This window comes from Millisia brevis NBRC 105863 (assembly GCF_001552615.1).
Lineage (GTDB): Bacteria > Actinomycetota > Actinomycetes > Mycobacteriales > Mycobacteriaceae > Millisia > Millisia brevis.
This window is the reverse complement of sequence record NZ_BCRN01000004.1, coordinates 112961-133723: the sequence shown is the minus strand read 5'-3', so window position 1 is coordinate 133723 and position 20763 is coordinate 112961. Positions and strand designations below refer to the sequence as shown.

The window sequence follows — 20763 nt, the reverse complement described above, 5'->3', positions numbered from 1 at the left end:
GCGCTCCGACCCGGACCGCGCTCCCGGTGGGCCCCGACCGAGAATCAGGACAACCGATGGACGTGTTCGACCCCCAGACCCTCGCCTGGGTCATCGCCGCCGGATTCCTGGCGGGCTGGGTCGACGCGGTGGTCGGCGGTGGCGGCCTGATCCAGCTGCCGGCGCTGCTGATCGGATTTCCCGCCGCGACCCCGGCGCAGCTGTTGGCCACCAACAAGCTCGGCAGCATCGCCGGCACTATCACCAGTTCGATCACCTACTACCGGCGGGTGAAGCCGGATCTGCGGACCGCGGCTCCGATGGCGGCCGCCGCGCTGGCCGGTTCCGCGGGTGGGGCGCTGGTCGGGCTGGTGATCCCGAAGTCGGCGTTCAACCCGATCATCCTGGTGATGCTGATCGTCGTCGGCGCGTACACCCTGTTCAAGCCGAGCCTGGGGGACGCGACCCGGCTGCGTTTCCGCGGGATGCGGCATATCGCGGTCGGCATGGCGATCGGGCTGGTGATCGGCTTCTACGACGGCGCCCTCGGGCCCGGGACCGGCTCGTTCCTGGTGTTCGCGCTGGTCGGGCTGCTCGGCTACGCCTTCCTGGAGGCGTCCGCGCAGGCCAAGATCGCCAATGCGGCCACCAACCTCGGCGCCCTGCTGATCTTCGCCCCGGGCGGGCATGTGATGTGGTCGGTCGGCGCGGTCCTCGCCGTCGCCAACCTGACCGGCAGCTATCTCGGCGCGCGCACCGCCGTCCGGCTCGGCAGCGGCTTCGTACGCATCGTGTTCATCGTCGTCGTCGGAGCGTTCATCATCCGGATCAGCGGTTCCCTGCTCGGCTTCTGGGGCTGACGAACCGGCCGCCGATCACCGGGGTGCGCCGGCGGCGGCGTCCGGTCGATCCGGACCCTACGGTCAGGCCGCGGTGAGCCGCTGCGCCGCGGCGGCGATGCGCTCGTCGGTCGCGGTCAACGCGATCCGCACATGGTCGACACCCGCCGGCCCGTAGAAGTCGCCGGGCGCGACCAGGATGCCGAGATCGGCGAGCCGGTCGACGGTCACCCGACCGTTCTCGCCGCGGGTCGCCCACAGGTAGAGGCCGCCGTCGGAGTGGTCGATGCGCAGCCCGGCGGCGCGGACCGCCGCCGCCAGCACCTCGCGGCGGTGGGCGTACCGCGCCCGCTGCTGCTTCTCGTGGGTGTCGTCGGACAGCGCGGCGACCATGGCCGCCTGAATCGGATACGGCACCATCAGGCCGCTGTGCCGGCGCACCTCGAGCAGGTCGCGCACGAGAGCCGGGTCGCCCACGACGAATCCCGCGCGGTAGGACGCCAGGTTGGACGTCTTCGACAGCGAATGCACCGCAAGCAGATTGGTGTGGTCGCCGGCGCTGACGCGCGGGTCGAGGATCGACGGCGCCTCCCCGTCCCAGACCAGCCCGAGGTAGCACTCGTCGGAGACGACGATCGCCCCGGCGTCACGGGCCCGCGCGACGAGATCGCGCAGGGTCGCCACGTCGAGGATCCGCCCGCTCGGGTTGGCCGGCGAGTTGAGGTACAGCATCGTCGGGGTCTCGTCGGTGAGCGTGTCCGAACGCAGCACCCGGCTGCCGGCGAGCAGCGCCCCGACCTCGTAGGTCGGGTACGCCAGCTCCGGGATCTGCACGATGCTGCCGGGTACCAGGCCGAGCTGCGCGGGCAGGCCGGCGATCAGCTCCTTGGTCCCGATCACCGGCAGGACCCCGTCGGGGTCGATATCGGTCATCGCGTAGCGACGGGCCACCGAGTCGAGGATCGCCGTCCGCAGATCGGCGGTGCCGACCGTCGTCGGATAGCCGGGCACCTCGGACGCGGCGGTCAGCGCTTCCCGGATGACCGGATCGACCGGGTCGACCGGTGTGCCGACCGACAGGTCGACCACCCCACCGGCATGCGAACGCGCGCGCTCACGAGCTGCGGCCAAACTGTCCCAGGGGAAACTCGGCAGCAGGGTGTGGGGTGGAACCCGGGGGCTCAATCCTCGCCCATCGGGGGGAGCTGCTTGATGAACGGCGGGTCGTAGTCGACCTTGCCGACCTTCGCCGCGCCACCCGGCGAGCCGAGGTCGTCGAAGAAGTCGACATTGGCCGCGACGTAGCCCACCCACTGGTCGGGAACGTCGTCCTCGTAGTAGATCGCCTCAACCGGGCAGACCGGTTCGCACGCACCGCAGTCGACACATTCGTCCGGCTGGATGTACAGCATGCGACCGCCCTCGTAGATGCAGTCGACCGGACATTCTTCGATACACGCTCGGTCCATCACATCGACGCATGGTTCGGCGATGATGTAAGGCACTTCTGCGCTCTCCTTCGGTTATCCGCGGGCCCGGTGAGGCTACCCGGCGGTCACCCCAGTATCGCGACTGCCGCCCCGCTCCTCCAACAAAGGGTTACCTAGCTCGGCGGCAACCATCACAGCAGCGCTCGGCGGGGCTGACAACCCTTTGCCGCAGCGAACTCAACGAGGCGTCGGACGCCCGTCGGTGGACAGGGTCACCGACGCGGCCCGCATCCGGGACCACAACAGGACCGCAACCGGCGGCAGCAGGCCGCCGAAGACCAGCACCAGCATCCGCCAGTCGTTGGGCACCAGGACGTCGCCGCCGGGTCCGCCGAGCATGCACAGCAGCAGTCCGATGCCGAATCCGATCACCGGCGCGGTCGCATGGGGCCGGCCCAGCAACCGCAGGCCGAGGACGACCAGACCGGCATTCGCGGCCCCCGCGACCAGCCCGCTGATCGGGAACGGAACCGACCCGATCCATTGGGGCAGAAAGAAAACCGCGAACAGGGCGACGAGGAATCCGTCGAAGCCCAGGATGCCGGCGCGCAGCAGCAGGGCGCCGCGGGTCAGCGGCTCGTCCGGCTCGTACTCGACGGGCGGGGCCTCGGCGGCCGGTTCGGAGGAGCCGGGGGACGTCATGGGACCGGAGGATAACCCAGCATCGTCAACAGGTTGGACGCCCCCGCCGCGAACCCGTGCAGCCCGTCCAGATACATCTGCCGCTGGATGTCGAACAGCGGCTTCTGCGTGTCCACGAATGCCACGATCAGGTTCTGCAGATCCCAGTTCACGGTCGTGCCCCTTCACTCGATGCCCCCGGCGGCCGCGACGATCCCCGCGAAGAGATCCGTCTCGAGCCGACCATCGGTGTCGGAAGTCACACTACGCGGATCGATGGGCAATCCGGTCGCACTGTCGACCCGAAGGAACATCTCGGTGTCGAACAGCGGCTGGGCGATCAGGTTGGACAGCACATATCCCCGGCCGTGCGGGGCGACGGTGATCTGGGTGGCGTGCGCGGCCATGGCAGCGGCCTTGGCGCCGCACCAGGGGCCGACGTCGATCGCCGTGGTGACCGATCGGTCGGGGACACTGGGCAATTCGCCCGGCTCCGGGAGTCGCCATCCGTCGCAGAGCGGGATCGATCCGTCGGTGAGGGCGGCGATCCCCCGTTCGAGTTGCCCGGCTCCGGTCACCGTCCAGTAGACCTTGGGGACCGACCAGGTCCGACCGAGATCCGGACGGTGGCGCGCGTCCGCGGCCGCGACGACCGCGTCGGTGGATGCGCGGTGCACCCGCTGGTGGTCGGGATGGCCGTAGCCGCCGTAGGGGTCGTAGGTGACCAGCACGTGCGGACGCAGTCGACGAATCACCTCGACCAGGCTGTCGACGACGTCGGCGAGCGGGGCGGCCGCGAAGGCCCGCGGATGCGCCGCGGCGGCCGAGCCGGCCATCCCCGAGTCGCGCCAGCGACCCGCGCCGCCCAGGAATTCGTGGCGGGGGCCCGACGCCGCATCGGCACCGAGCGCCGCGACGGCGAGATCGAGTTCGTGGATGCGGTAGCCGCCCAGCTGATCGGCCCGGTCGGCGACCAGCCCGGCCCAGCGTTCGCCGATCACCTCGCCCTCCTCGCCGAGGGTGGCGGTCACGATGGTGACCTCCTCGCCGGCGGCGGCGTAGCGGGCGATCGTGCCGCCGGTGGTGATCGACTCGTCGTCCGGGTGCGCGTGCACCAGGATCATCCGGCCGGCGCTCACTGGGTCACCCGCAGCCACCGGTCCGCCGACGCGAAGACACCGGTCTGGACCGGGCCGACCGGCACGATGCCGGTGACATCCGGGCCCGTCGCGACCACGGCCGCGTCCCGGGCGATCGGGTAGTAGACCCCGAGATCCCACAGTCGCGGTTCCACCTCGGCGATCACCTCGTTCACATCGGTGGTCGCCGACAACGCGCGGGCGACCACGGCGGTCACATCCGCCTCACACAACCCCGAGATCGGCTCGAGGACCTCCGGTGGGCCGCTGTCCTCGCCGTCCTCGGGTGCCGAATCCAACGGCAGGCAGCCGAATCGGGAGGCGAGGATCGTCGCGGGGGCGTCGGTGCCGTCACTGCGTCCGACCAGCACGTCGAGATCGCCGGTCCGCAGCCGTTCGTCGTACATATCGGCCGGGTCCAGCTGGTCGACCTCGACGGTCAGCCCGTTGGCCCGCCACTGATCGCCGATCGTGCGCGCGACGGCCGTCGCGGTGGCGTCGTTGGTGGCCGCGGCGATCGTCAGAACCTCCGGTCCGGGCGCGGGCGCGGCGCCGGTGGTGGCGCCGTCGGTGGTGGCGGTGTTGGCGGTGTCGGTGGCAGCGCTGTCGGCGGGCGTCGTCGGGGTCACCGGGACCGGCTCCGGGCTGGGCTCGGGCGGTCGCGGGGGCGCGAGCAGACCCGCCGCGGTCAGGATCTCGCGGGCCTGCTCGACCGGCATCGGCGGCGGCTCGGTCGGCGCATAGTCGGGACTGCCCGGCGGCAGCACCTGGGCTCGCGCCGGGTAGTCGACCTGCGTGCCGCCGGCGGCGATCGATTCGAGCAGCCCGCGATCCAGCAGCGCCCACAGGGCGCGGCGCACGGCGGGATCGGATACGTGCGAGGACCGCACGTTCATGGTGGCACCGAGGACGCGCGGGCGCGGCCGCACCTCGGTGATCACGCCGGGGATCGCCGCGAGCTGCCCTCGGATCACCGCATTGGTCCCCACCTGCGCGACCTGTGCGTCGGCGCTGCGCATCGACTCCGCCAGCGAGGCGGAGTCACCGGCCCGACGCAACACGATCTGATCGGGTACGGCCGGCTCGTCCCAGAAGCGGTCATTGCGCTCGAGGACGACCTCGTCGCGGCCCATGTCGACCGAGTCGACGCTGAACCGGGCACCCGAGACCGGAATGCCGTTGGCGAGACCGCTGACGAATCCGCCCGGCGAATCCTTGATCAGGTGGGACGGCAGGAGATTGGCGAACAGTTCGCGCCACGCCGGATAGGGCTGCCGCATGACGACGGTCACCGTCTTGCCGCCGCCGGACGCGACGACGTCGTCGATCAATCCGTAGCCGGCCGGGTCGACCGTGCCGGGGGTCGAGATCATCTGGCGCCAGAGATAGTGGAAGTCCTCGGCGGCGATCGGCGCGCTGTCCGACCACTGCGCCTCGTTGCGCAGTTGGTAGGTGATGGTGAACGGTTCGAGCGCGGTCACGTCGGCGGACACGACGATCGCCGGGTCCGGCTCCCAGATCGTCTCCCCCTGCGGGTCGAGAACCGGCCGGAAGGGGCTCGGCAGCACCAGCGAGGCGACGGCGCCGGCCACCGGCGACCAGTCGGACAGCAGATGCGGGTTGAACCCCTGGTCGACCTCGTCGATCGCGACCACCACGGTATTGCCGCGCAGGGCGGGCTGATCGACCGTGGTGGTCGTCGTCGGCTCGTCGGTCGGGGTGACCTCGATCGGCGGTGGCGGGTTCGATGTGCACCCGGCGAGCAGTACGGTCGCGCAGAGCGCGGCCAGGGGCAGCAGCCGGGCGGTCCGGCGCGGCCGATCCCCTCCACCGGCGAACGATCGGATGCGCACCCCCGCACGTCTCACTTGACGGCTTGGTCCCGCTGCTTGCTGCGCGAACGCTCGCGCGCTCGATCGGTGGCCGACAGGTGCACCTTGCGCACCCGGATCGCCTCCGGGGTGACCTCGACGCATTCGTCGCCGGCGCAGAACTCCATCGCGCCTTCGAGGTCGAGGGTCAACGGCTTGGCCAGCGTCTCCATGACATCGGCGGTCGAGGACCGCATATTGGTCAGCTTCTTCTCGCGGGTGACGTTGATGTCGAGGTCCTCGGCCCGCGGGTTGATGCCGACGACCATGCCCTCGTAGGTATCGGTTCCCGGCTCGACGAAGAACTGGCCGCGGTCGGCGAGCTGGATCATCGCGAACGGGGTGACCGTACCGGTGCGGTCGGAGACCAGCGATCCGGTGTGGCGGGCCCGGATCTCGCCGGCCCACGGCGCGTAGCCGTGGAAGACCGCGTTGGCGATGCCGGTACCGCGGGTCTCGGTCAGGAAGTCGGTGCGGAAGCCGATCAGACCGCGCGACGGGACGATGAACTCCATCCGCACCCAGCCGGCGGCGTGGTTGGCCATCTGCACCATCCGGCCCTTGCGGGCGGCCAGCAGCTGGGTGATCGCACCGAGGTACTCGTCCGGCGAGTCGACGGTCAGTTCCTCGAAGGGCTCGTGGACCTTGCCGTCGACCTGTCGGGTGACCACCTGCGGCTTGCCGACGGTCAGCTCGAAGCCCTCGCGGCGCATCTGCTCGACCAGGATCGCCAGCGCGAGTTCACCGCGGCCCTGGACCTCCCAGGCGTCGGGGCGGCCGATGTCGAGCACCCGCAGCGAGACGTTGCCGATCAGTTCCTGGTCGAGGCGGGACTTGACCATGCGCGCGGTCAGCTTGTGCCCCTGTACCCGGCCGACGAGCGGCGAGGTGTTGGTGCCGATCGTCACCGAGATCGCGGGCTCGTCGACGACGATCCGCGGCAGGGCCACCGGGTTGTCGGGGTCGGCGAGGGTGTCGCCGATCATGATGTCCGGGATGCCCGCGACGGCGACGATATCGCCGGCGACCGCCTCGGTGGCCGGGACGCGGTCGACGCCGACGGTCCGCAGCAGTTCGGTGATCTTGACCTGCTTGGTGCCGTCACCGTGCATCCAGGCGACGTTGGCGCCCTTGGTCAGCACGCCGTTGTGGATGCGGACGAGCGCCAGGCGGCCGAGGAAGGCGGAGGCGTCGAGGTTGGTGACGTGGGCCTGCAGCGGCTTGTTGACGTCCCCGCTGGGAGCGGGCACGTGCTCGAGCAGGACGTCGAAGAAGGCGTCCAGGTTCTCGGAGGGCGGTTCCTGGCCGTTCTCGGGCTGTTCGAGCGAGACCTTGCCGGCCCGACCGGAGGCGTAGAGCACCGGCAGATCCAGCATGGCCTCGGCGGCCTCGGCGGCGCTGTCGGGCAGATCGGAGGCCAGGTCGAGCAGCAGGTCCTGGCTCTCCTCGACGACCTCGGCGATGCGCGCGTCGGGCCGGTCGGTCTTGTTGACCACCAGGATCACCGGCAGCGACGCGGCGAGCGCCTTGCGCAGCACGAAGCGGGTCTGCGGCAGCGGGCCCTCGGACGCGTCGACCAACAGCACGACACCGTCGACCATCGACAGGCCGCGCTCGACCTCGCCACCGAAGTCGGCGTGGCCGGGGGTGTCGATCACGTTGATCACGGTGGTGGTGCCGTCCGCATTGCGGCGGCGGACGGCGGTGTTCTTGGCGAGAATGGTGATGCCCTTCTCGCGCTCGAGGTCGCCGGAGTCCATGACGCGCTCGACCAGTTCCTCGCGCTCGCCGAAGGCACCGGACTGGCGCAGCATCGCGTCGACAAGGGTGGTCTTGCCGTGGTCGACGTGCGCGACGATCGCCACGTTACGGAAGGACGTGGCCCCGACCTCGCTGGTCGTCGGCGTACTCACGGGTCGGTCTCCTGGTTCGTTCGGTTGATCGACTGCCGGTCCACCGCGCCTCGCACGATGACGAACATCGAACCGATGGGCGGGACGGCCGGGCCAGGTGAGCCCGTGTCAGGTGGCGGCCGGCGGCCGACTCGACGTCGGCGCCCGACGGGCCGATGAGAGCTTACCGGGTGCGGGACCGGCATCCTCCCGCGCGGCGGTCGCGGACCGGTTCCGGCGGCCCGCGAGGGCGATCCACAGCAGGGTGGCGAGCGCCCCGACCGCGAAGCAGGCGCCGAGGATCGCCTGCCACAGCGGTCGCTCGATCTGCCAGATCGACGGCTGCAGATAGGTCAACAGCCAGGGCACACCGATACCGGCGACCACCGCCCAGTAGCCGAGCAGCAGCCGCGCGCCCGGACGATGGCGCTGCGGACCGTGGACCAGCCAGAGTGCGAGCACGATCACCCACACCCAGTGATGTGACCAGGAGATCGGCGACAGGAGCAGCCCGACCAGCTGGGTGACCACCAGCAGGCCGATCGCGTCCCCCCGACCGGGCGCGCTCCCGCCGTGCGCCGGGGTGGGGATACCGGATCGCAGGAGAACGGCGAAGGCCGCGACCGCCAGGACCACGACCACCAGGGCCGCGCCCAACCAGAGCGGGCCCATCCCGACGTCGCTGCCGACGAATCGACTCAGGGTGCCACGCAGCGACTGGTTGACCACCGAACCGACCGGGCCGATCCGATCGGCGTCACCGAAGATCGAGGTGAAGTACTGCGTCGTCTCGTCGCGGGCGATCAGCCAGGACACCGCGATCGTGCCGAGGAAGGCCACACCGGAGGCGATCGCCGCACCCGGCCGACGGACCACCAGCAGGTAGATCCCGGTGATCGCCGGGACGAGCTTGATCCCGGCCATCACCCCGATCAGGCCACCGGTCACCCACCAGCGGCCGCTGCGGATCGCGACGAGCGCCCCGAGGACCAGAAAGACATTGACCTGCCCGTAGTCGAGGGAGGTGCGGACCGGCTCGGTCCACATCCCGACCGCGGTCCACAGCAGAGCCAACCGGGTCGACAGGCCGCGGTCGTCGGTCACCCGCAATTCGTCCAGCGTGATCCGGACGACCAGGAACAGCGCCGCGATCGTCGCCACCTGCCACGCCACCGCGACCACTCCGAACGGCAGCAGGTGCAACGGCAGGAAGACCACCGCGGCGAACGGCGGATAGGTGAACGGGAGCGGAAAGTCCGGGGTGTGATCGGCGTACGTATAGAGATAGAGGTCGCCGGACAGCAGCCGCGCGGCCCCGTCGACGTAGACGTGCAGGTCGACCCAGTTGCGGGCGTTGGGTCCCAGGAGGGTCATGACCAGCCGGGCGATCAGCGCGAGGGCACATATCGGACCCGCATACCGGACCAGCCGTCCGCTGATCCGCCCGAATCCGCTCACCCGGTCGAGGGTAGCGGCCGGCGGACCCCGCCTCCGCCGCCCTCGGCACGGCATCGGCGGGGCGGTTGAACGGGAGCGGGCAGTTCGGGCGTAATGGAAGGTCGGGTACCGCCCGGATTCGGGGCGTGTGGTGGGGGCCGGATCGCCACGAACATGGTTAACTGTCCGTGCGCATCCTCGGGTGCGTGGATGCGCACCGCTCGCGGGGCCCGTCCTTCCACCCCGGGCCCGGCTCACCGACACCGAGTCGTACGGAAGAAAGAAGAGAGCTGACTGTGCCGTTCGTACCGCGCAAGTCCCTGGCGGCCCTCGTCACGGGTATGGCGCTCGTCTTCGGAGTGAGCGCTCCCGCGGTGTCCTCCGCACAGCCGATCCTTGCGCCGGGCACGCCCCAGGCACAGTTCGTCGACAACACTCTGCGGCCGCTGCTGAGCGATCCGCTGACGCCGGAGCCGGTTCGATCCGCGGTCGATCGCGTGATCACCTTCCTCGACGGCAGCGCCGGCGGCGGGCCCGGCATTCCGCAGGACGGCCCGGCGATCAGCCAGTTCTTCTACCCGGTGGTCGGCAACGGCTGCATCGGCCCCGGCCAGAACTCGGTCGCCTCCGCGCTGGCGGTACCCGGTCCGGCGCTGCTGCCGCCTCCCGGCCCCGGCAGCGGTCAGGCGGGCTTCGTGTTCACCGCGCTGGGCACCGAGGGCCCCGCCGAGGTCCAGCAGGCTCCCCTGCAGGTCAGCTGGTTCAACCTGACCACGCTCGCCGGTGGGACCGCGACTCTCGACAACTCCGCGAATATCAACCCCGGCGGTCCGACCACCCTGTCCGCCATCGCGGATACCGGGTCCGGCAATGTCGTCGCGGTCATCCGCGGTTCGATCAGCACGCAGGCCGGAATCACCTGCAGCTTCCCGCCGACCCTGGGCGCCTTCACCGTCGCCTGATCGTCGCCCTTTCGGCCGCGTCCGGACGGACGCGGCCGTTTCGGCTCTTGCGCCGGCCTACGGGTACCACTGGCCGAAGTCGTCGGCCAGAACGTTGTTGATGTCGACACCCACCCCGCCGACGGTGTTGTCGTCGATGCGCACCTGATGCAGGTGGGCGGCCGGGTGGACGTATCCCGCGGGTGTCCCCCAGTTGTGCTGCCAGAACCACTGACCGATACCGGCCTCGATCGCCCAGTCGATCGTCCCGGAGTTCGCGTACAGCCCGACGTTCCGCGGCCCGATCACGTCGGCCCAGCCGCGCAGGTACGGGTCGATCAGCATGTCGAAGTCTTCGCGGGTGGGGTCGTCGTCGATCGCCGCGTAGATCGGCCGATCGGGCGGCCCGCCGGCCTCCTGGTGAAGTTGCAGCCCCCGGGCGGCGTGGCCGATCCCGGCGGAGTAGCCGCCGCGCCAATCGGCGGTCTCGGCCTTGCCGAACTGGTAGCAGGACACGACGTCGAGGCCGTCGTCGACCAGGGCCTGCGCCTCGACCGCGCGCATCGGCTTGCCGATCATCCAGGCGGCGTTCGGGCGGGGGTCTGAGACGTAGCGAATCGCGCCGCGATGACCGGCGGCGCGGATGTCCGCGGGGCGGGGAATCCCGGCGGAGTAGTCGATCAGGGTGCCACGATCGGCGGCTGCCGCCCGGCCGGCGCTCAGCCCGACCCACGGCACGGCCAACGCACCGATCACGGTCAGTCGGGAGAAATCCCGTCGCGACAGCATTCGTCGTTCCCGCACCATGCATCCTCCTCCGCCGGCAACCAACGCACCATACGTCACATTGGCAACTTCAGCCACATGCATCGCCGGCGTTGACGAGCCGGCGGGAGGACGGCGAAAAGCGCTCGCCGGGAAGAGATCCGGAACGACTCAGGCGGAGACGGCCCAGTCGGGATTGACGCCGCGGGCCTGCAGCCAGGAGATCGGGTCGATCTTGGAGGCGGACGGGTCCCAGACCTCGAAGTGCAGATGCGGACCGGTCGACTGACCGCGGTTGCCGACGGTGGCGATCCGGTCGCCCGCGGCGACGGTCTGCCCCTTCACGACGGTGTAGGAGTCGATGTGGCCGTAGGTCGCCACCGTGCCGTCGTCGTGCAGGATCTGCACCCAGAGGCCGTATCCGTTCGCCGCGCCGGCGTTGATCACGGTGCCGGAGGCGGCGGAGCGAATCTCGGTGCCGATCGGCGCGGCGATGTCGACGCCACCGTGATGGCTACCCCAGCGCGGGCCGTAGCCGGAGGTCAGCGTGCCCTTGACCGGCTGGTAGGTCGACGCGATCGCGCCACCGATCACATCCTGCGGCGCGGCGGGCCAGGAGATCACCGGCGCGGCGGGCCCCTCGGGCAACTGCACCTGCGGCAGCTGCACCTCCGGCAGGGCGATCTGCGGCAGTTCGAAGCCGGCGGGGAGCATCGCCTCGAGCTCGGGCGGAACGGCACCGAAGCCACCGGTCGTGTCCGCGGCGGCGGTGGCCGTCGCGAAGAGCTGACCGGCACCGAAGACCGCTCCGGCAGCAGCGGCCGCCGTGGTGATCTTGCGACTGGTGCTCATGACGACCGGCGCGCTGTGACGTCCCATACGAAGCTGACTCCCTCAACCGAAACCATCGCCTTCCGGCGAAATGACCGCTATCGACCAAACCGGACGGTCGACGCCTTGGAAAGATAACAAATCCGCAACGACGACACCACCTCGGGAGCCGATACGTATCGAACGATAGACCATATGGTTCGTCAAGAACGGGTAAACGGTCGTTTTATGGCGAAAGATCGCCATTCTTTGCGGCGTTTTCGTCCGGCAGGTCGAACCCGACGGTGGACGCGACTCGCGCGGAACGGACTCGGAGCATCGTCCCGCGCGGGGTCGTGTCGGTCACGTTCCGTTATCGAACCGGCCACCCGGTGGTCGACCGGAACCGCTGCGGGCGTGCCGACCGCCCGTACGCGACCGGACGATCGACCCGAGTACCCCGGCCCGCGCGGTATCGCGGGAACTATTGTTCTCGCGTGGGCCGATGGTCGGCTCGGGAGGTGACGTGAGCGACTTCTTCTCCGCCTATGCGCACGGCTTCGCCCGCGTGGCGGCCTGCACGTTCCCGATCGCGATCGCCGATCCCGCCGCCAACGCGGACGCGGCGATCGCCGCGGTCCGGGAATGCGACACCGACGGCGTCGCGATCGCGGTCTTCCCGGAGCTCGCCCTGACCGGATACGCCATCGACGACCTGGTCCTGCAGGATCCGGTCCTCGACGCGGTCCACGTCGCGATCGACACCCTGGCCGCCGCCACCGCGGATCTGCAGCCGATCGTGGTGATCGGCGCTCCCCTGCGCAGCGGCAACCGCCTGCTCAACTGCGCGGTGGTCCTGCATCGCGGCCGCATCCTGGGCGTCGCCCCCAAGTCGTACCTGCCGAACTATCGGGAGTTCTACGACAAGCGGTACTTCGCCGCCGCGGACGCCGCGCTCGACGCCGACACGATCGACGTCGCCGGCCGTACGGTCCCGTTGGGCCCGAACCTGCTCTTCCGCGCGACCGACGTACCGGGCCTGGTCCTGCACGTCGAGATCTGCGAGGACATGTGGGTTCCGGTCCCCCCGAGCGCGACCGCCGCGCTGGCGGGGGCGACCGTCCTGGCGAACCTCTCCGGCAGCCCGATCACCGTCGGGCGCGCCGCCGACCGGTCGCTGCTGTGCCGGTCGGCGTCGATGCGCTCTCTGGCGGCCTATATCTATGCGGCGGCCGGGCGGGGCGAGTCGACCACCGACCTGTCCTGGGACGGGCAGACGCTGATCTACGAGTGCGGCACCCTGCTGGCCGAGGGCGACCGCTTCCCCGAGGAGCCGACGCGCGCGGTCGCCGACGTCGACCTCGACCTCTTGCGTCAGGAGCGGATGCGCCAGGGCAGCTTCGACGACAACCGCCGCACCCTCGGTATCACCGACGCCGACGTCCGCACGATCGATCTGCAACTGCATCCGGTGGGCGGCGATATCGGACTGCGCCGCACGGTCGACCGGTTCCCCTTCGTCCCGGACGACCCCGCGCGCCTGGAGCAGGACTGCTACGAGGCGTACAACATCCAGGTCAGCGGGCTCGAACAGCGGCTGCGGTCGATCGGACATCCCAAGCTGGTCATCGGGGTCTCCGGCGGTCTCGATTCCACCCACGCGCTGATCGTCGCGGCGCGGGCGATGGACCGGCTGGGCCGGCCCCGCTCGGACATCCTCGCCTACACCCTGCCGGGTTTCGCCACGACCGATCACACCAAGTCGAATGCGACAGCGTTGGCGCACGCGCTCGGGGTTGCCTTCGAGGAGATCGACATCCGACCGGCCGCGGAGCGCATGCTCGCCGATATCGGCCACCCCTATGCCGCCGGTGAACCGGTCTACGACGTGACCTTCGAGAACGTGCAGGCGGGACTGCGGACGGACTATCTGTTCCGATTGGCCGGCCATCACAACGGAATCGTCCTGGGTACCGGCGATCTGTCGGAGTTGGCGCTCGGCTGGTGTACCTACGGGGTGGGCGATCACATGTCCCACTACGCGGTGAATACCGGCGTCCCGAAGACGCTGATTCAACATCTGATTCGCTGGGTGATCAGCAGCGGTCAGTTCACGCCGGAGGTCGACCGGATCCTCGAGTCGATCCTGGGTACCGAGATCACCCCGGAGCTGGTCCCGACGATCGAGGGCAAGGCGCCGCAGTCGACCGAGGGTACGATCGGGCCCTACAACCTGCAGGATTTCACGCTCTTCTACGTGCTGCGGCACGGCTTCCGGCCGAGCAAGATCGCATTCCTCGCCCTGCACGCCTGGGCGGATGCCACCGCCGGTCAGTGGCCGGTCGGCATACCGGACGATCGTCGACCGGCGTACGACCTGCCGACGATCGTGCGGTGGATGGAGGTCTTCCTATCCCGCTTCTTCGGGTTCAGCCAGTTCAAGCGCTCCGCGCTGCCGAATGGCCCGAAGGTCTCCTCCGGTGGGTCGCTGTCGCCGCGCGGCGACTGGCGCGCTCCCTCGGATTCGACGGCCCGGGTCTGGCTGCAGGACCTGCGGACGGTGCCGGCATCCGGAGCACAACTGCCGGAGGCGGCATCCGGAACACAGCTGCCGGAGGCGGCATCCGGAACACAGCTGCCGGAGGCGGCATCCGGAACACAGCTGCCGGAGGCGGCATCCGGAACACAGCTGCCGGAGGCGGCATCCGGAACGCAGCCGCCCACCGCGGCGGCTGCGGACTCGGACGCGGCGACCACCTGATCCGACCGGGTCAGCGGTCGGCGGGGATGATCACCCAGAGCGCCAGGTAGGCGAGGAACTGCGGTCCCGGCAGCAGGCAGGACAGCACGAACAGCACGCGCACCAGGTTGACGTCCCACCCGTAGCGGCGGGCGAGTCCGGCGCAGACGCCGGCGATCATGCGGCCGTCGGTCGCGCGGGTCAGCCGCGGCGACTCGGGGGTGCCGGCGGGGTCGATCCCGGGGGCGGAGTAGGTGGACGAGGTGGAGGGGTCGAAGGCGGCGTAGTCGGTGCCGGTGTTGTCGGTAGCCATGACTCCACTGTGCCGTTCGCGGGCCTGCCGGCGCATCGGTGAGCACCCCGATCTTTCCCTTACCTGGAGCTTTGCTTCACCCGGTCCTGCCCGACGTCCTGCGGCTCGCCCGGCTATCCCCAGCCGGTGATCGGCCCGACCTGGCGCCACAGCTCCGGCGCGAGGGTGCGCACGTAGCTGGCCGACAGGTGGTGCTCGTCGTGGTAGACCAGCACATTGCCCTCGACCGCCCGACAGTAGAGCGGGCCGCAGACGCCGTCGGTCAGATCGACCCCGTGAACGTTCGGGAACTGGGCGATCGCATCGATCGCCGGGTTGACCGGGCTCAGCGCTCGATCGCGCGGGATCCCGCACGATTCGGCGCTGCCACCCTGGGCGAGGCAGTCGTTGGCGCGGTACCAGATGCCGTCCTCGCTGCGCAGCCACGGGGTGTCCCGGATCGCGATCACGTTGAGACCGAGCTCGCCGAGGCGATGCCAGACGTCCATATAGTCCGGCGGAACATCGTCGCCGCCCTCCGGAATCCGCGGCCGGGTGGCGGTGGTGAACACCCAGTCCGGCTGGGCGGCGGCCATCATCTCGATCGCCTCCGCCGACCAGGCCCGGCATTCGCCGGTGAACACGTCGTCGGTCTCGGAGGTCGCCACCGTCAACGGGCAGCCCATCTTGAGGTACACGTCGACGCGGAAATTGTGCGTCTTGCCCAACGCATCGAAGGCCGTCAACCAGTGCTCGGCGTGGGAGCTGCCGGCGAGCGCCAACACCCGATCGGACGACAGGTCGCCGTAGCTGCAGGTGATCGCCTCGGTCGTCTCCCAATCGGCGATACAGCCGTCCTTCGTGCTGGCCGGCAGCTCGGCCGGCGCCTCGTAGACGGTCGGTCGCATCGGGACATCCGGGACGTCGACTCCGCGCAGGAGAGCCGCCGCCCCCGGATACTGCCGCGCGTCGAGGGTGCCGGCCGGTTCGGTGGGATTGGCCACCATGACCAGCTGCCACAGGGTCGCCGATCCGACGGCGGTGATCGTCATGACGACGGTCAGGCCGACGGCCACGCCGCGGCCGATCCGCGCGCGCATCGCGCCGGGCTCGCCGATCGGTGCGGGCGCCCGCCCGGCCCGCAGCGGCTCCTCGATCCACCGATTGGTCGCATAGGCCAGCACGAGGGACGCCCCGATGATGCCCAGTCCGACCTGCACCCCGACGCGGGACAGGTCGAAGTGCACCATCCAGAAGATCAGGATCGGCCAGTGCCACAGGTAGAGCGAGTAGGCCAGCGCGCCGAGTTCGACCATCGGCCGGGTCGCGAGCATCCGTGAGATCCCCGGGTAGTCCCCGCCCGCGCCGGCCAGGATCATCGCGCACGTCGCCAGCACCGGCCACAGTGCCCACGGGCCGGGGAAGAGCGAGGCGCCGTCGAGGAAGTAGCCGCAGGTCAGCAGGAAGCCGATGCCGACCACCGCGAGGAGACGGCGCAACAGCATCGGCAGCCTGATCGAGGGCAGCCACAACGCGAGCAGGCCGCCGAGCAGCAGCTCCCAGACACGCGCGCCGGTGTCGTAGTAGGCCCGGGTACCGCCGGCCTCGACCCCGATCGCGGCGTAGACGAAGGACCAGACGATGACGGCGACGAAGACGACGGTCAGGACCGGCCGGATCCGGTGCGCGCCGGCGAACCGTCGGGTGACCCAGATCGCCGCCGAGATCAGGATCGCGGCGGCGAGGAAGAACTGGCCCTGGATCGACATCGACCACAGGTGCTGCATCGGGCTGACCGAGACGTCGGCCGCCAGATAGTTCGCGTCGGTCTCCGCCAGGTACCAGTTCTGGAAGTACAGCGCGGAGGCGAGGATCTGGTCCGAGGTGGAGGACCACTGCGTGGGCGGCCGGATCAGGGCGACGGTCACCGCGATCGCCGCCAGCACCGTCAGCAGCGCGGGCAGCAGCCGGCGCATCGTATTGGTCATGATCGTGACGGGCGAGCCTCCACGACCGATCCGCCGGACGACCATGCCGGTGAAGAAGAAACCGGACAGCACCAGGAAGGCGTCGACGCCGCCGGTGACCTTGCCGAACCAGACGTGGCCGATCACCACCATCGCGATCGCGACACCGCGCAGTCCGTCGAGATCGTCCCGCCGCTTGGTTCCGGTCGAGTCGGTGCGCGGCGTTGCGTCGGGAGCGTCCGGGGAGGACGGACCATCGGTCGAGGCCGCCTCGGAGGAGGCTTCGGCGGTCCGCTTGTCGAGGGTCACCGCAGCGGTCCGATCGGCCCCGTCATCGGCGTGATGACCGGTCGACCAGGCGCGGAGTCGTCCCGACGACGTGCTCACCGACCCTCCTGTCCGCACCCGTTCCGAACGCCATGCCGGTGGCAGGAAGGCACGCAACCGACCATCCCGCGCGACCGTCTCCGTTCCGGAATCCGGCGATCCGGAGCGACCTGCGACGCCCGGCCGCGTCGGTTCGTCCTGTCCGTGCACCTACAACCTGTTCCCCGACTCGAACCAGCCGCCGATGCCTCCGGGCTCGACGCTCTCTCGACCCCGCTGAGGGGTCGCACCACGGCCACCGTGATCCGATCGCGAGTCGACGGACCCGCTCGTGGCCGGCGGCACCATTATGTCGAGATCGACAGACAGTCGCCTTTCGACATCGGTTGTTCACCGTGACGTTGTCTATACCGGAGCGCTCCGGAACTCCACAACGTCACCGTCGACCATCACGTACTCCTTGCCTTCCATCCGGACTTTTCCGGCGGCGCGCGCCTTGGTCATCGACCCCGCTTCGACCAAATCGGCAAAGGAGACGACCTCCGCCTTGATGAAGCCGCGCTCGAAATCGGAATGGATGACGCCCGCCGCCTTCGGCGCGGTGTCGCCGTGGCGAATCGTCCAGGCCCGAGCCTCTTTCGGGCCCGCGGTCAGGAAGCTCTGGAGGCCGAGGGTGTGGAAGCCGGCCCGCGCGAGAGCGTGCAGGCCGGGCTCGGCCTGACCGATCGATTCGAGCAATTCGGACGCCGATTCCTCGTCGAGTTCCAGCAACTCGGACTCGATTTTCGCGTCGAGGAAGACCGCGTCCGCCGGCGCGACCGCGGCCCGCAACTCCGATACGCGATCGTTATCGGTGAGAATCGACTCATCGGCGTTGAAGACGTACAGAAATGGCTTGGTGGTCAACAGCGTCAGCTCGCGCAGCACCGAGATGTCGATGCGATCGCGAGCGGCGTAGAGCGTCGTGCCGGCGTCGAGGATGTCGTGCGCGGCGCGCACCGCCTCGAGGATCGGTACCCGCTCCTTGTTGTTGCGGGCTTCCTTCTCGAGACGCGGCAGCGCCTTGTCCAGGGTCTGCAGGTCGGCGATGATCAGCTCGGTCTCGATCACCTCGATATCCGAGGTCGGATCGATCCGGCCGTCGACGTGTACGACGTCCTCGTCGGCGAAGACGCGCACCACCTGGCAGATCGCATCGGCCTCCCGGATATTGGCCAGGAACTTGTTGCCCAGACCGGCTCCGTCGGACGCGCCCTTGACGATGCCGGCGATGTCGACGAACGTCACGGTCGCCGGAACGATCCGCTCCGAACCGAAGATCTCCGCCAGCTGATCCAGGCGCGGATCCGGCAGCGGGACGACGCCCTCGTTCGGCTCGATCGTGGCGAACGGATAGTTGGCCGCCAGCACATCGTTGCGCGTCAGCGCGTTGAACAAGGTCGATTTGCCGACGTTGGGCAGGCCGACGATTCCCAGGGTGAGGCTCACGAGGGTTGGAGTTTACCGGTGACCCCCCGCGGCCCCACCGCCGCCGGACATCGACCTACCAGGTGCCGGTGGAGGAGGCCGCGCCCACGGCGACCGCGATCAGCCCGATATAGGCGATCGCCATCAGCACGAAGATGACCGCCCAGATCGCCAACGCCCACAGACCGAGTGTGCGGGCCCGCTGCGAGTGGTACTGCGCGCCGGCGACGTCGCCACGCGACCAGGCCGGGAAGACGTCGAGCGCATGGGTGAAGGCCGAGAAGGCCAGCGGCCAGAAGAAGATCACCGCGGCGACCGCCCAACCGACGTTCGACTTCGGCGGCGCGGCCGAGGGGTCGCCGGCCGGGTAGGCCGCACCCTGCTGCCAGGGGTCCGCGGGCGCGTACGGCTGCGGCGCGCCGTAGGCATTCTGCTCGTAGGGCTGCGATCCGCCGTACGGCTGCGATCCGGGGTAGGGCTGTCCCTGATCGAACTGCCTGCCCTGATCGAACGAGGGCGACTGGCCGTAGGAGGGCGACGACTGGCCGTACGACGAGCCGGGCTGATCGTAGGACGCGCCCTTCTCGAACGACGGGCTCTTGTCGAACGGGTTCGGCCCGGACTGCTGGGGCCGATCGAAGGACGGGGATTGGTCGGACGGCTGGGACGAATCGCCGGGGCGCTGCGCGTATGGGTCGGTCACCCGCAGAGTCTGACACGCCCCCTGTACCGGGCTCGGGGTCTCGGGGCGAATCACCCGGCCGACCTGCGGTCCCGACATCCGGCGGACGGTTCCAAAGCCGTGCACACCGGGCACGTTAGAGTGCACCTCGAAGCGCTTCCGGGCCGATCCGTCGGTCCCGAGCGGGTAGGCGGACCCGATTCACGGCAGGTACGGAAGAGAGCGACATGACCGACGGTGTGGTGCCCGAGCAGACCGCCCTCGACTTCGATCGGGCAACGTCCGACAGCGGCACGTCCGACCGGGCCGCCGGACCCGACCGCGGCGCGATGATCGGCCGCGGGCTGCTCTGGCTGGCCAAGTGGTCGGTGGCGATGGTCGCCATCGCCGCCGGCGCGTGGGTGCTCGGCTGGTTGGTCGGCGAATTCTGGGTGATCCTGCTGCCGGTGGTGCTCGCCACGATCGTGACCACCGTGCTGTGGCCGGCGACGCGCACGCTGCGCCGCTTCGGCGTCCCACCGGCGCTGGCGTCGCTGGCCGTGATGCTGCTGTTCTTCCTGATCCTCGGCGGCGTGATCGCCTCGATCATCCCGTCGATCGTCGCCCAGGCCCCCGACCTGGTCACCCGCGCCACCCAGGGCGTCACGCAGATTCAGACCTGGTTGGAAGGTCCGCCGATCAACCTGCGGGACGACCAGATCGACACGGCGATCCAGCAGGCCAGCCAAGAGTTGCAGAGCCGCGCCCAGGCGATCGCCGGCGGCGTGTTCAGCGGTGTCGGCGCCGTCGGATCGACCGTCGTGACGTTGGCCCTGGTGCTGGTGCTCGTCTTCTTCTTCCTCAAGGACGGGCCGTCCTTCATCCCCTGGGTGCGCGCGATGTCGGGGGCGCGGTCGGGCCGGCATATCGCCGAGGTCTTCGAGCGGGCCTGGGACACCCTGGGCGGGTTCATCCGCACCCAGGCGATCGTCAGCGCGATCGACGCGGTGTTCATCGGCCTCGGCCTGATCCTGCTCGGCGTCCCGTTGGCGCCGGTGCTGATCACCCTGACCTTCCTCGGCGGCTTCATCCCGATCGTCGGTGCCTTCGTCGCGGGCGCGCTCGCGGTCCTCGTCGCCCTGGTCGCCAACGGTTTCACCACGGCGCTGGCCGTGCTGGCGATCATCATCATCGTGCAGCAGGTCGAAGGAAATGTGCTGCAGCCGCTGCTGCAGAGCCGTTCGATGAATCTGCACGCGGTGGTCGTCCTGCTCGGTGTCACCGCCGGCGGCTCCGCGTTCGGCATCATCGGCGCCTTCCTCGCCGTGCCGACGATCGCGATCGCGGCCGTCGTGCTGCGCTACATCAACGAGCAGATCTCGCGCAGTGCCACCGGCGAACCGGACACCGTCGGCGCGGCCGTCGACCCGGCCGATCTCGAACCGCCGGCGGACACCGACGGCGACACCGCACCGGCCGATGCGGCCCCGGCGCCCGGCGGCGACACCAAGAGCTAGCCGCGGCG

General features: G+C 69.9%; 18 protein-coding genes. 4 read left to right on the top strand and 14 right to left on the bottom strand.

Translation table 11 applies throughout. The annotated features are described in order from the left end of the window. Window positions 1-56 precede the first annotated feature (56 nt). Complete coding sequence (locus MB1_RS07210; protein WP_066905221.1) at window positions 57-839, top strand: TSUP family transporter; 783 nt, start codon at window positions 57-59, stop codon at window positions 837-839. Window positions 840-902: 63 nt separating this feature from the next. Here the strand turns inward: MB1_RS07210 and dapC are convergent, their stop codons facing one another. The 8 genes from dapC to MB1_RS07175 all read right to left on the bottom strand — a co-directional run bounded on the left by dapC (window position 903) and on the right by MB1_RS07175 (window position 9343). Continuing rightward, complete coding sequence (gene dapC / locus MB1_RS07205) at window positions 903-2003, bottom strand: succinyldiaminopimelate transaminase (RefSeq protein ID WP_281189882.1); 1101 nt, start codon at window positions 2001-2003, stop codon at window positions 903-905. Then, a complete protein-coding gene (gene fdxA / locus MB1_RS26295; protein WP_066905220.1) occupies window positions 2000-2323 on the bottom strand; it encodes a ferredoxin in 324 nt (107 codons plus the stop codon). The genes dapC and fdxA overlap by 4 nt, the downstream gene beginning before the upstream one ends. Before the next feature lie 162 nt (window positions 2324-2485). Further along, window positions 2486-2950 (bottom strand): hypothetical protein, encoded by a 465-nt coding sequence (locus MB1_RS07195; RefSeq protein ID WP_066905218.1) that lies wholly within the window; start codon window positions 2948-2950, stop codon window positions 2486-2488. Next, window positions 2947-3102, bottom strand: coding sequence for a hypothetical protein (locus MB1_RS25980; RefSeq protein ID WP_169801612.1), 156 nt, complete (start codon window positions 3100-3102; stop codon window positions 2947-2949). Before MB1_RS25980 ends, MB1_RS07195 begins: the two co-directional genes overlap by 4 nt. Before the next feature lie 12 nt (window positions 3103-3114). Continuing rightward, window positions 3115-4068 carry an N-acetyl-1-D-myo-inositol-2-amino-2-deoxy-alpha-D-glucopyranoside deacetylase gene (gene mshB, locus MB1_RS07190; RefSeq protein WP_066905216.1) on the bottom strand — a complete coding sequence of 318 codons (954 nt, stop codon included), beginning with the start codon at window positions 4066-4068 and terminating at the stop codon, window positions 3115-3117. After that, complete coding sequence (locus MB1_RS07185; RefSeq protein WP_066905214.1) at window positions 4065-5921, bottom strand: ABC transporter family substrate-binding protein; 1857 nt, start codon at window positions 5919-5921, stop codon at window positions 4065-4067. The genes mshB and MB1_RS07185 overlap by 4 nt, the downstream gene beginning before the upstream one ends. A gap of 11 nt (window positions 5922-5932) precedes the next feature. Then, window positions 5933-7852 carry a translational GTPase TypA gene (gene typA, locus MB1_RS07180; protein WP_066905211.1) on the bottom strand — a complete coding sequence of 640 codons (1920 nt, stop codon included), beginning with the start codon at window positions 7850-7852 and terminating at the stop codon, window positions 5933-5935. Window positions 7853-7960: 108 nt separating this feature from the next. After that, window positions 7961-9343, bottom strand: coding sequence for a mannosyltransferase (locus tag MB1_RS07175; protein ID WP_084351116.1), 1383 nt, complete (start codon window positions 9341-9343; stop codon window positions 7961-7963). A gap of 221 nt (window positions 9344-9564) precedes the next feature. Here MB1_RS07175 and MB1_RS07170 point away from each other — a divergent pair, with 221 nt between their 5' ends. Next, window positions 9565-10230, top strand: a complete 666-nt coding sequence (locus tag MB1_RS07170; protein ID WP_245650082.1) for an Rv1157c family protein — start codon at window positions 9565-9567, stop codon at window positions 10228-10230. Window positions 10231-10287: 57 nt separating this feature from the next. Here the strand turns inward: MB1_RS07170 and MB1_RS07165 are convergent, their stop codons facing one another. Continuing rightward, complete coding sequence (locus tag MB1_RS07165) at window positions 10288-11016, bottom strand: DUF1906 domain-containing protein (RefSeq protein ID WP_066905210.1); 729 nt, start codon at window positions 11014-11016, stop codon at window positions 10288-10290. A 129-nt stretch (window positions 11017-11145) separates the two neighbouring features. Beyond that, on the bottom strand, window positions 11146-11853 hold the full coding sequence (locus tag MB1_RS07160) for a M23 family metallopeptidase (protein ID WP_066905209.1): 708 nt from the start codon (window positions 11851-11853) through the stop codon (window positions 11146-11148). Window positions 11854-12310: 457 nt separating this feature from the next. Between MB1_RS07160 and MB1_RS07155 the strand changes: the two genes are divergently transcribed. After that, window positions 12311-14545 carry an NAD(+) synthase gene (locus tag MB1_RS07155; protein WP_245650081.1) on the top strand — a complete coding sequence of 745 codons (2235 nt, stop codon included), beginning with the start codon at window positions 12311-12313 and terminating at the stop codon, window positions 14543-14545. A 10-nt stretch (window positions 14546-14555) separates the two neighbouring features. On the opposite strand, the gene MB1_RS26500 is transcribed toward MB1_RS07155, so the two are convergent. The 4 genes from MB1_RS26500 to MB1_RS24910 form a co-directional block, all read right to left on the bottom strand. Beyond that, window positions 14556-14837: a PspC domain-containing protein gene (locus tag MB1_RS26500; protein ID WP_066905208.1), complete on the bottom strand. Its 282-nt coding sequence runs from the start codon at window positions 14835-14837 to the stop codon at window positions 14556-14558. A gap of 113 nt (window positions 14838-14950) precedes the next feature. Then, window positions 14951-17170 (bottom strand): acyltransferase family protein, encoded by a 2220-nt coding sequence (locus MB1_RS07145; RefSeq protein WP_245650080.1) that lies wholly within the window; start codon window positions 17168-17170, stop codon window positions 14951-14953. Window positions 17171-17515: 345 nt separating this feature from the next. Beyond that, on the bottom strand, window positions 17516-18598 hold the full coding sequence (gene ychF / locus MB1_RS07140; protein WP_066905207.1) for a redox-regulated ATPase YchF: 1083 nt from the start codon (window positions 18596-18598) through the stop codon (window positions 17516-17518). 55 nt (window positions 18599-18653) lie between these two features. Next, entirely contained in the window at window positions 18654-19280 is a 627-nt protein-coding gene (locus MB1_RS24910; RefSeq protein ID WP_245650079.1) for a CD225/dispanin family protein, read from the bottom strand. A 206-nt stretch (window positions 19281-19486) separates the two neighbouring features. Between MB1_RS24910 and MB1_RS07130 the strand changes: the two genes are divergently transcribed. Then, complete coding sequence (locus MB1_RS07130) at window positions 19487-20755, top strand: AI-2E family transporter (RefSeq protein ID WP_084351114.1); 1269 nt, start codon at window positions 19487-19489, stop codon at window positions 20753-20755. The last annotated feature ends 8 nt before the right edge of the window (window positions 20756-20763 follow it).

What these genes read in the sequence shown, in the direction of transcription:
- MB1_RS07210 (WP_066905221.1), top strand. Translation starts at nt 57, where the DNA reads ATGGACGTGTTCGACCCCCAGACCCTCGCCTGGGTCATCGCCGCCGGA.
- MB1_RS07195 (WP_066905218.1), bottom strand. Translation starts at nt 2,950, where the DNA reads ATGACGTCCCCCGGCTCCTCCGAACCGGCCGCCGAGGCCCCGCCCGTC.
- MB1_RS07175 (WP_084351116.1), bottom strand. Translation starts at nt 9,343, where the DNA reads ATGCCGTGCCGAGGGCGGCGGAGGCGGGGTCCGCCGGCCGCTACCCTC.
- MB1_RS07165 (WP_066905210.1), bottom strand. Translation starts at nt 11,016, where the DNA reads ATGGTGCGGGAACGACGAATGCTGTCGCGACGGGATTTCTCCCGACTG.
- MB1_RS07160 (WP_066905209.1), bottom strand. Translation starts at nt 11,853, where the DNA reads ATGGGACGTCACAGCGCGCCGGTCGTCATGAGCACCAGTCGCAAGATC.
- MB1_RS26500 (WP_066905208.1), bottom strand. Translation starts at nt 14,837, where the DNA reads ATGGCTACCGACAACACCGGCACCGACTACGCCGCCTTCGACCCCTCC.
- MB1_RS07130 (WP_084351114.1), top strand. Translation starts at nt 19,487, where the DNA reads ATGACCGACGGTGTGGTGCCCGAGCAGACCGCCCTCGACTTCGATCGG.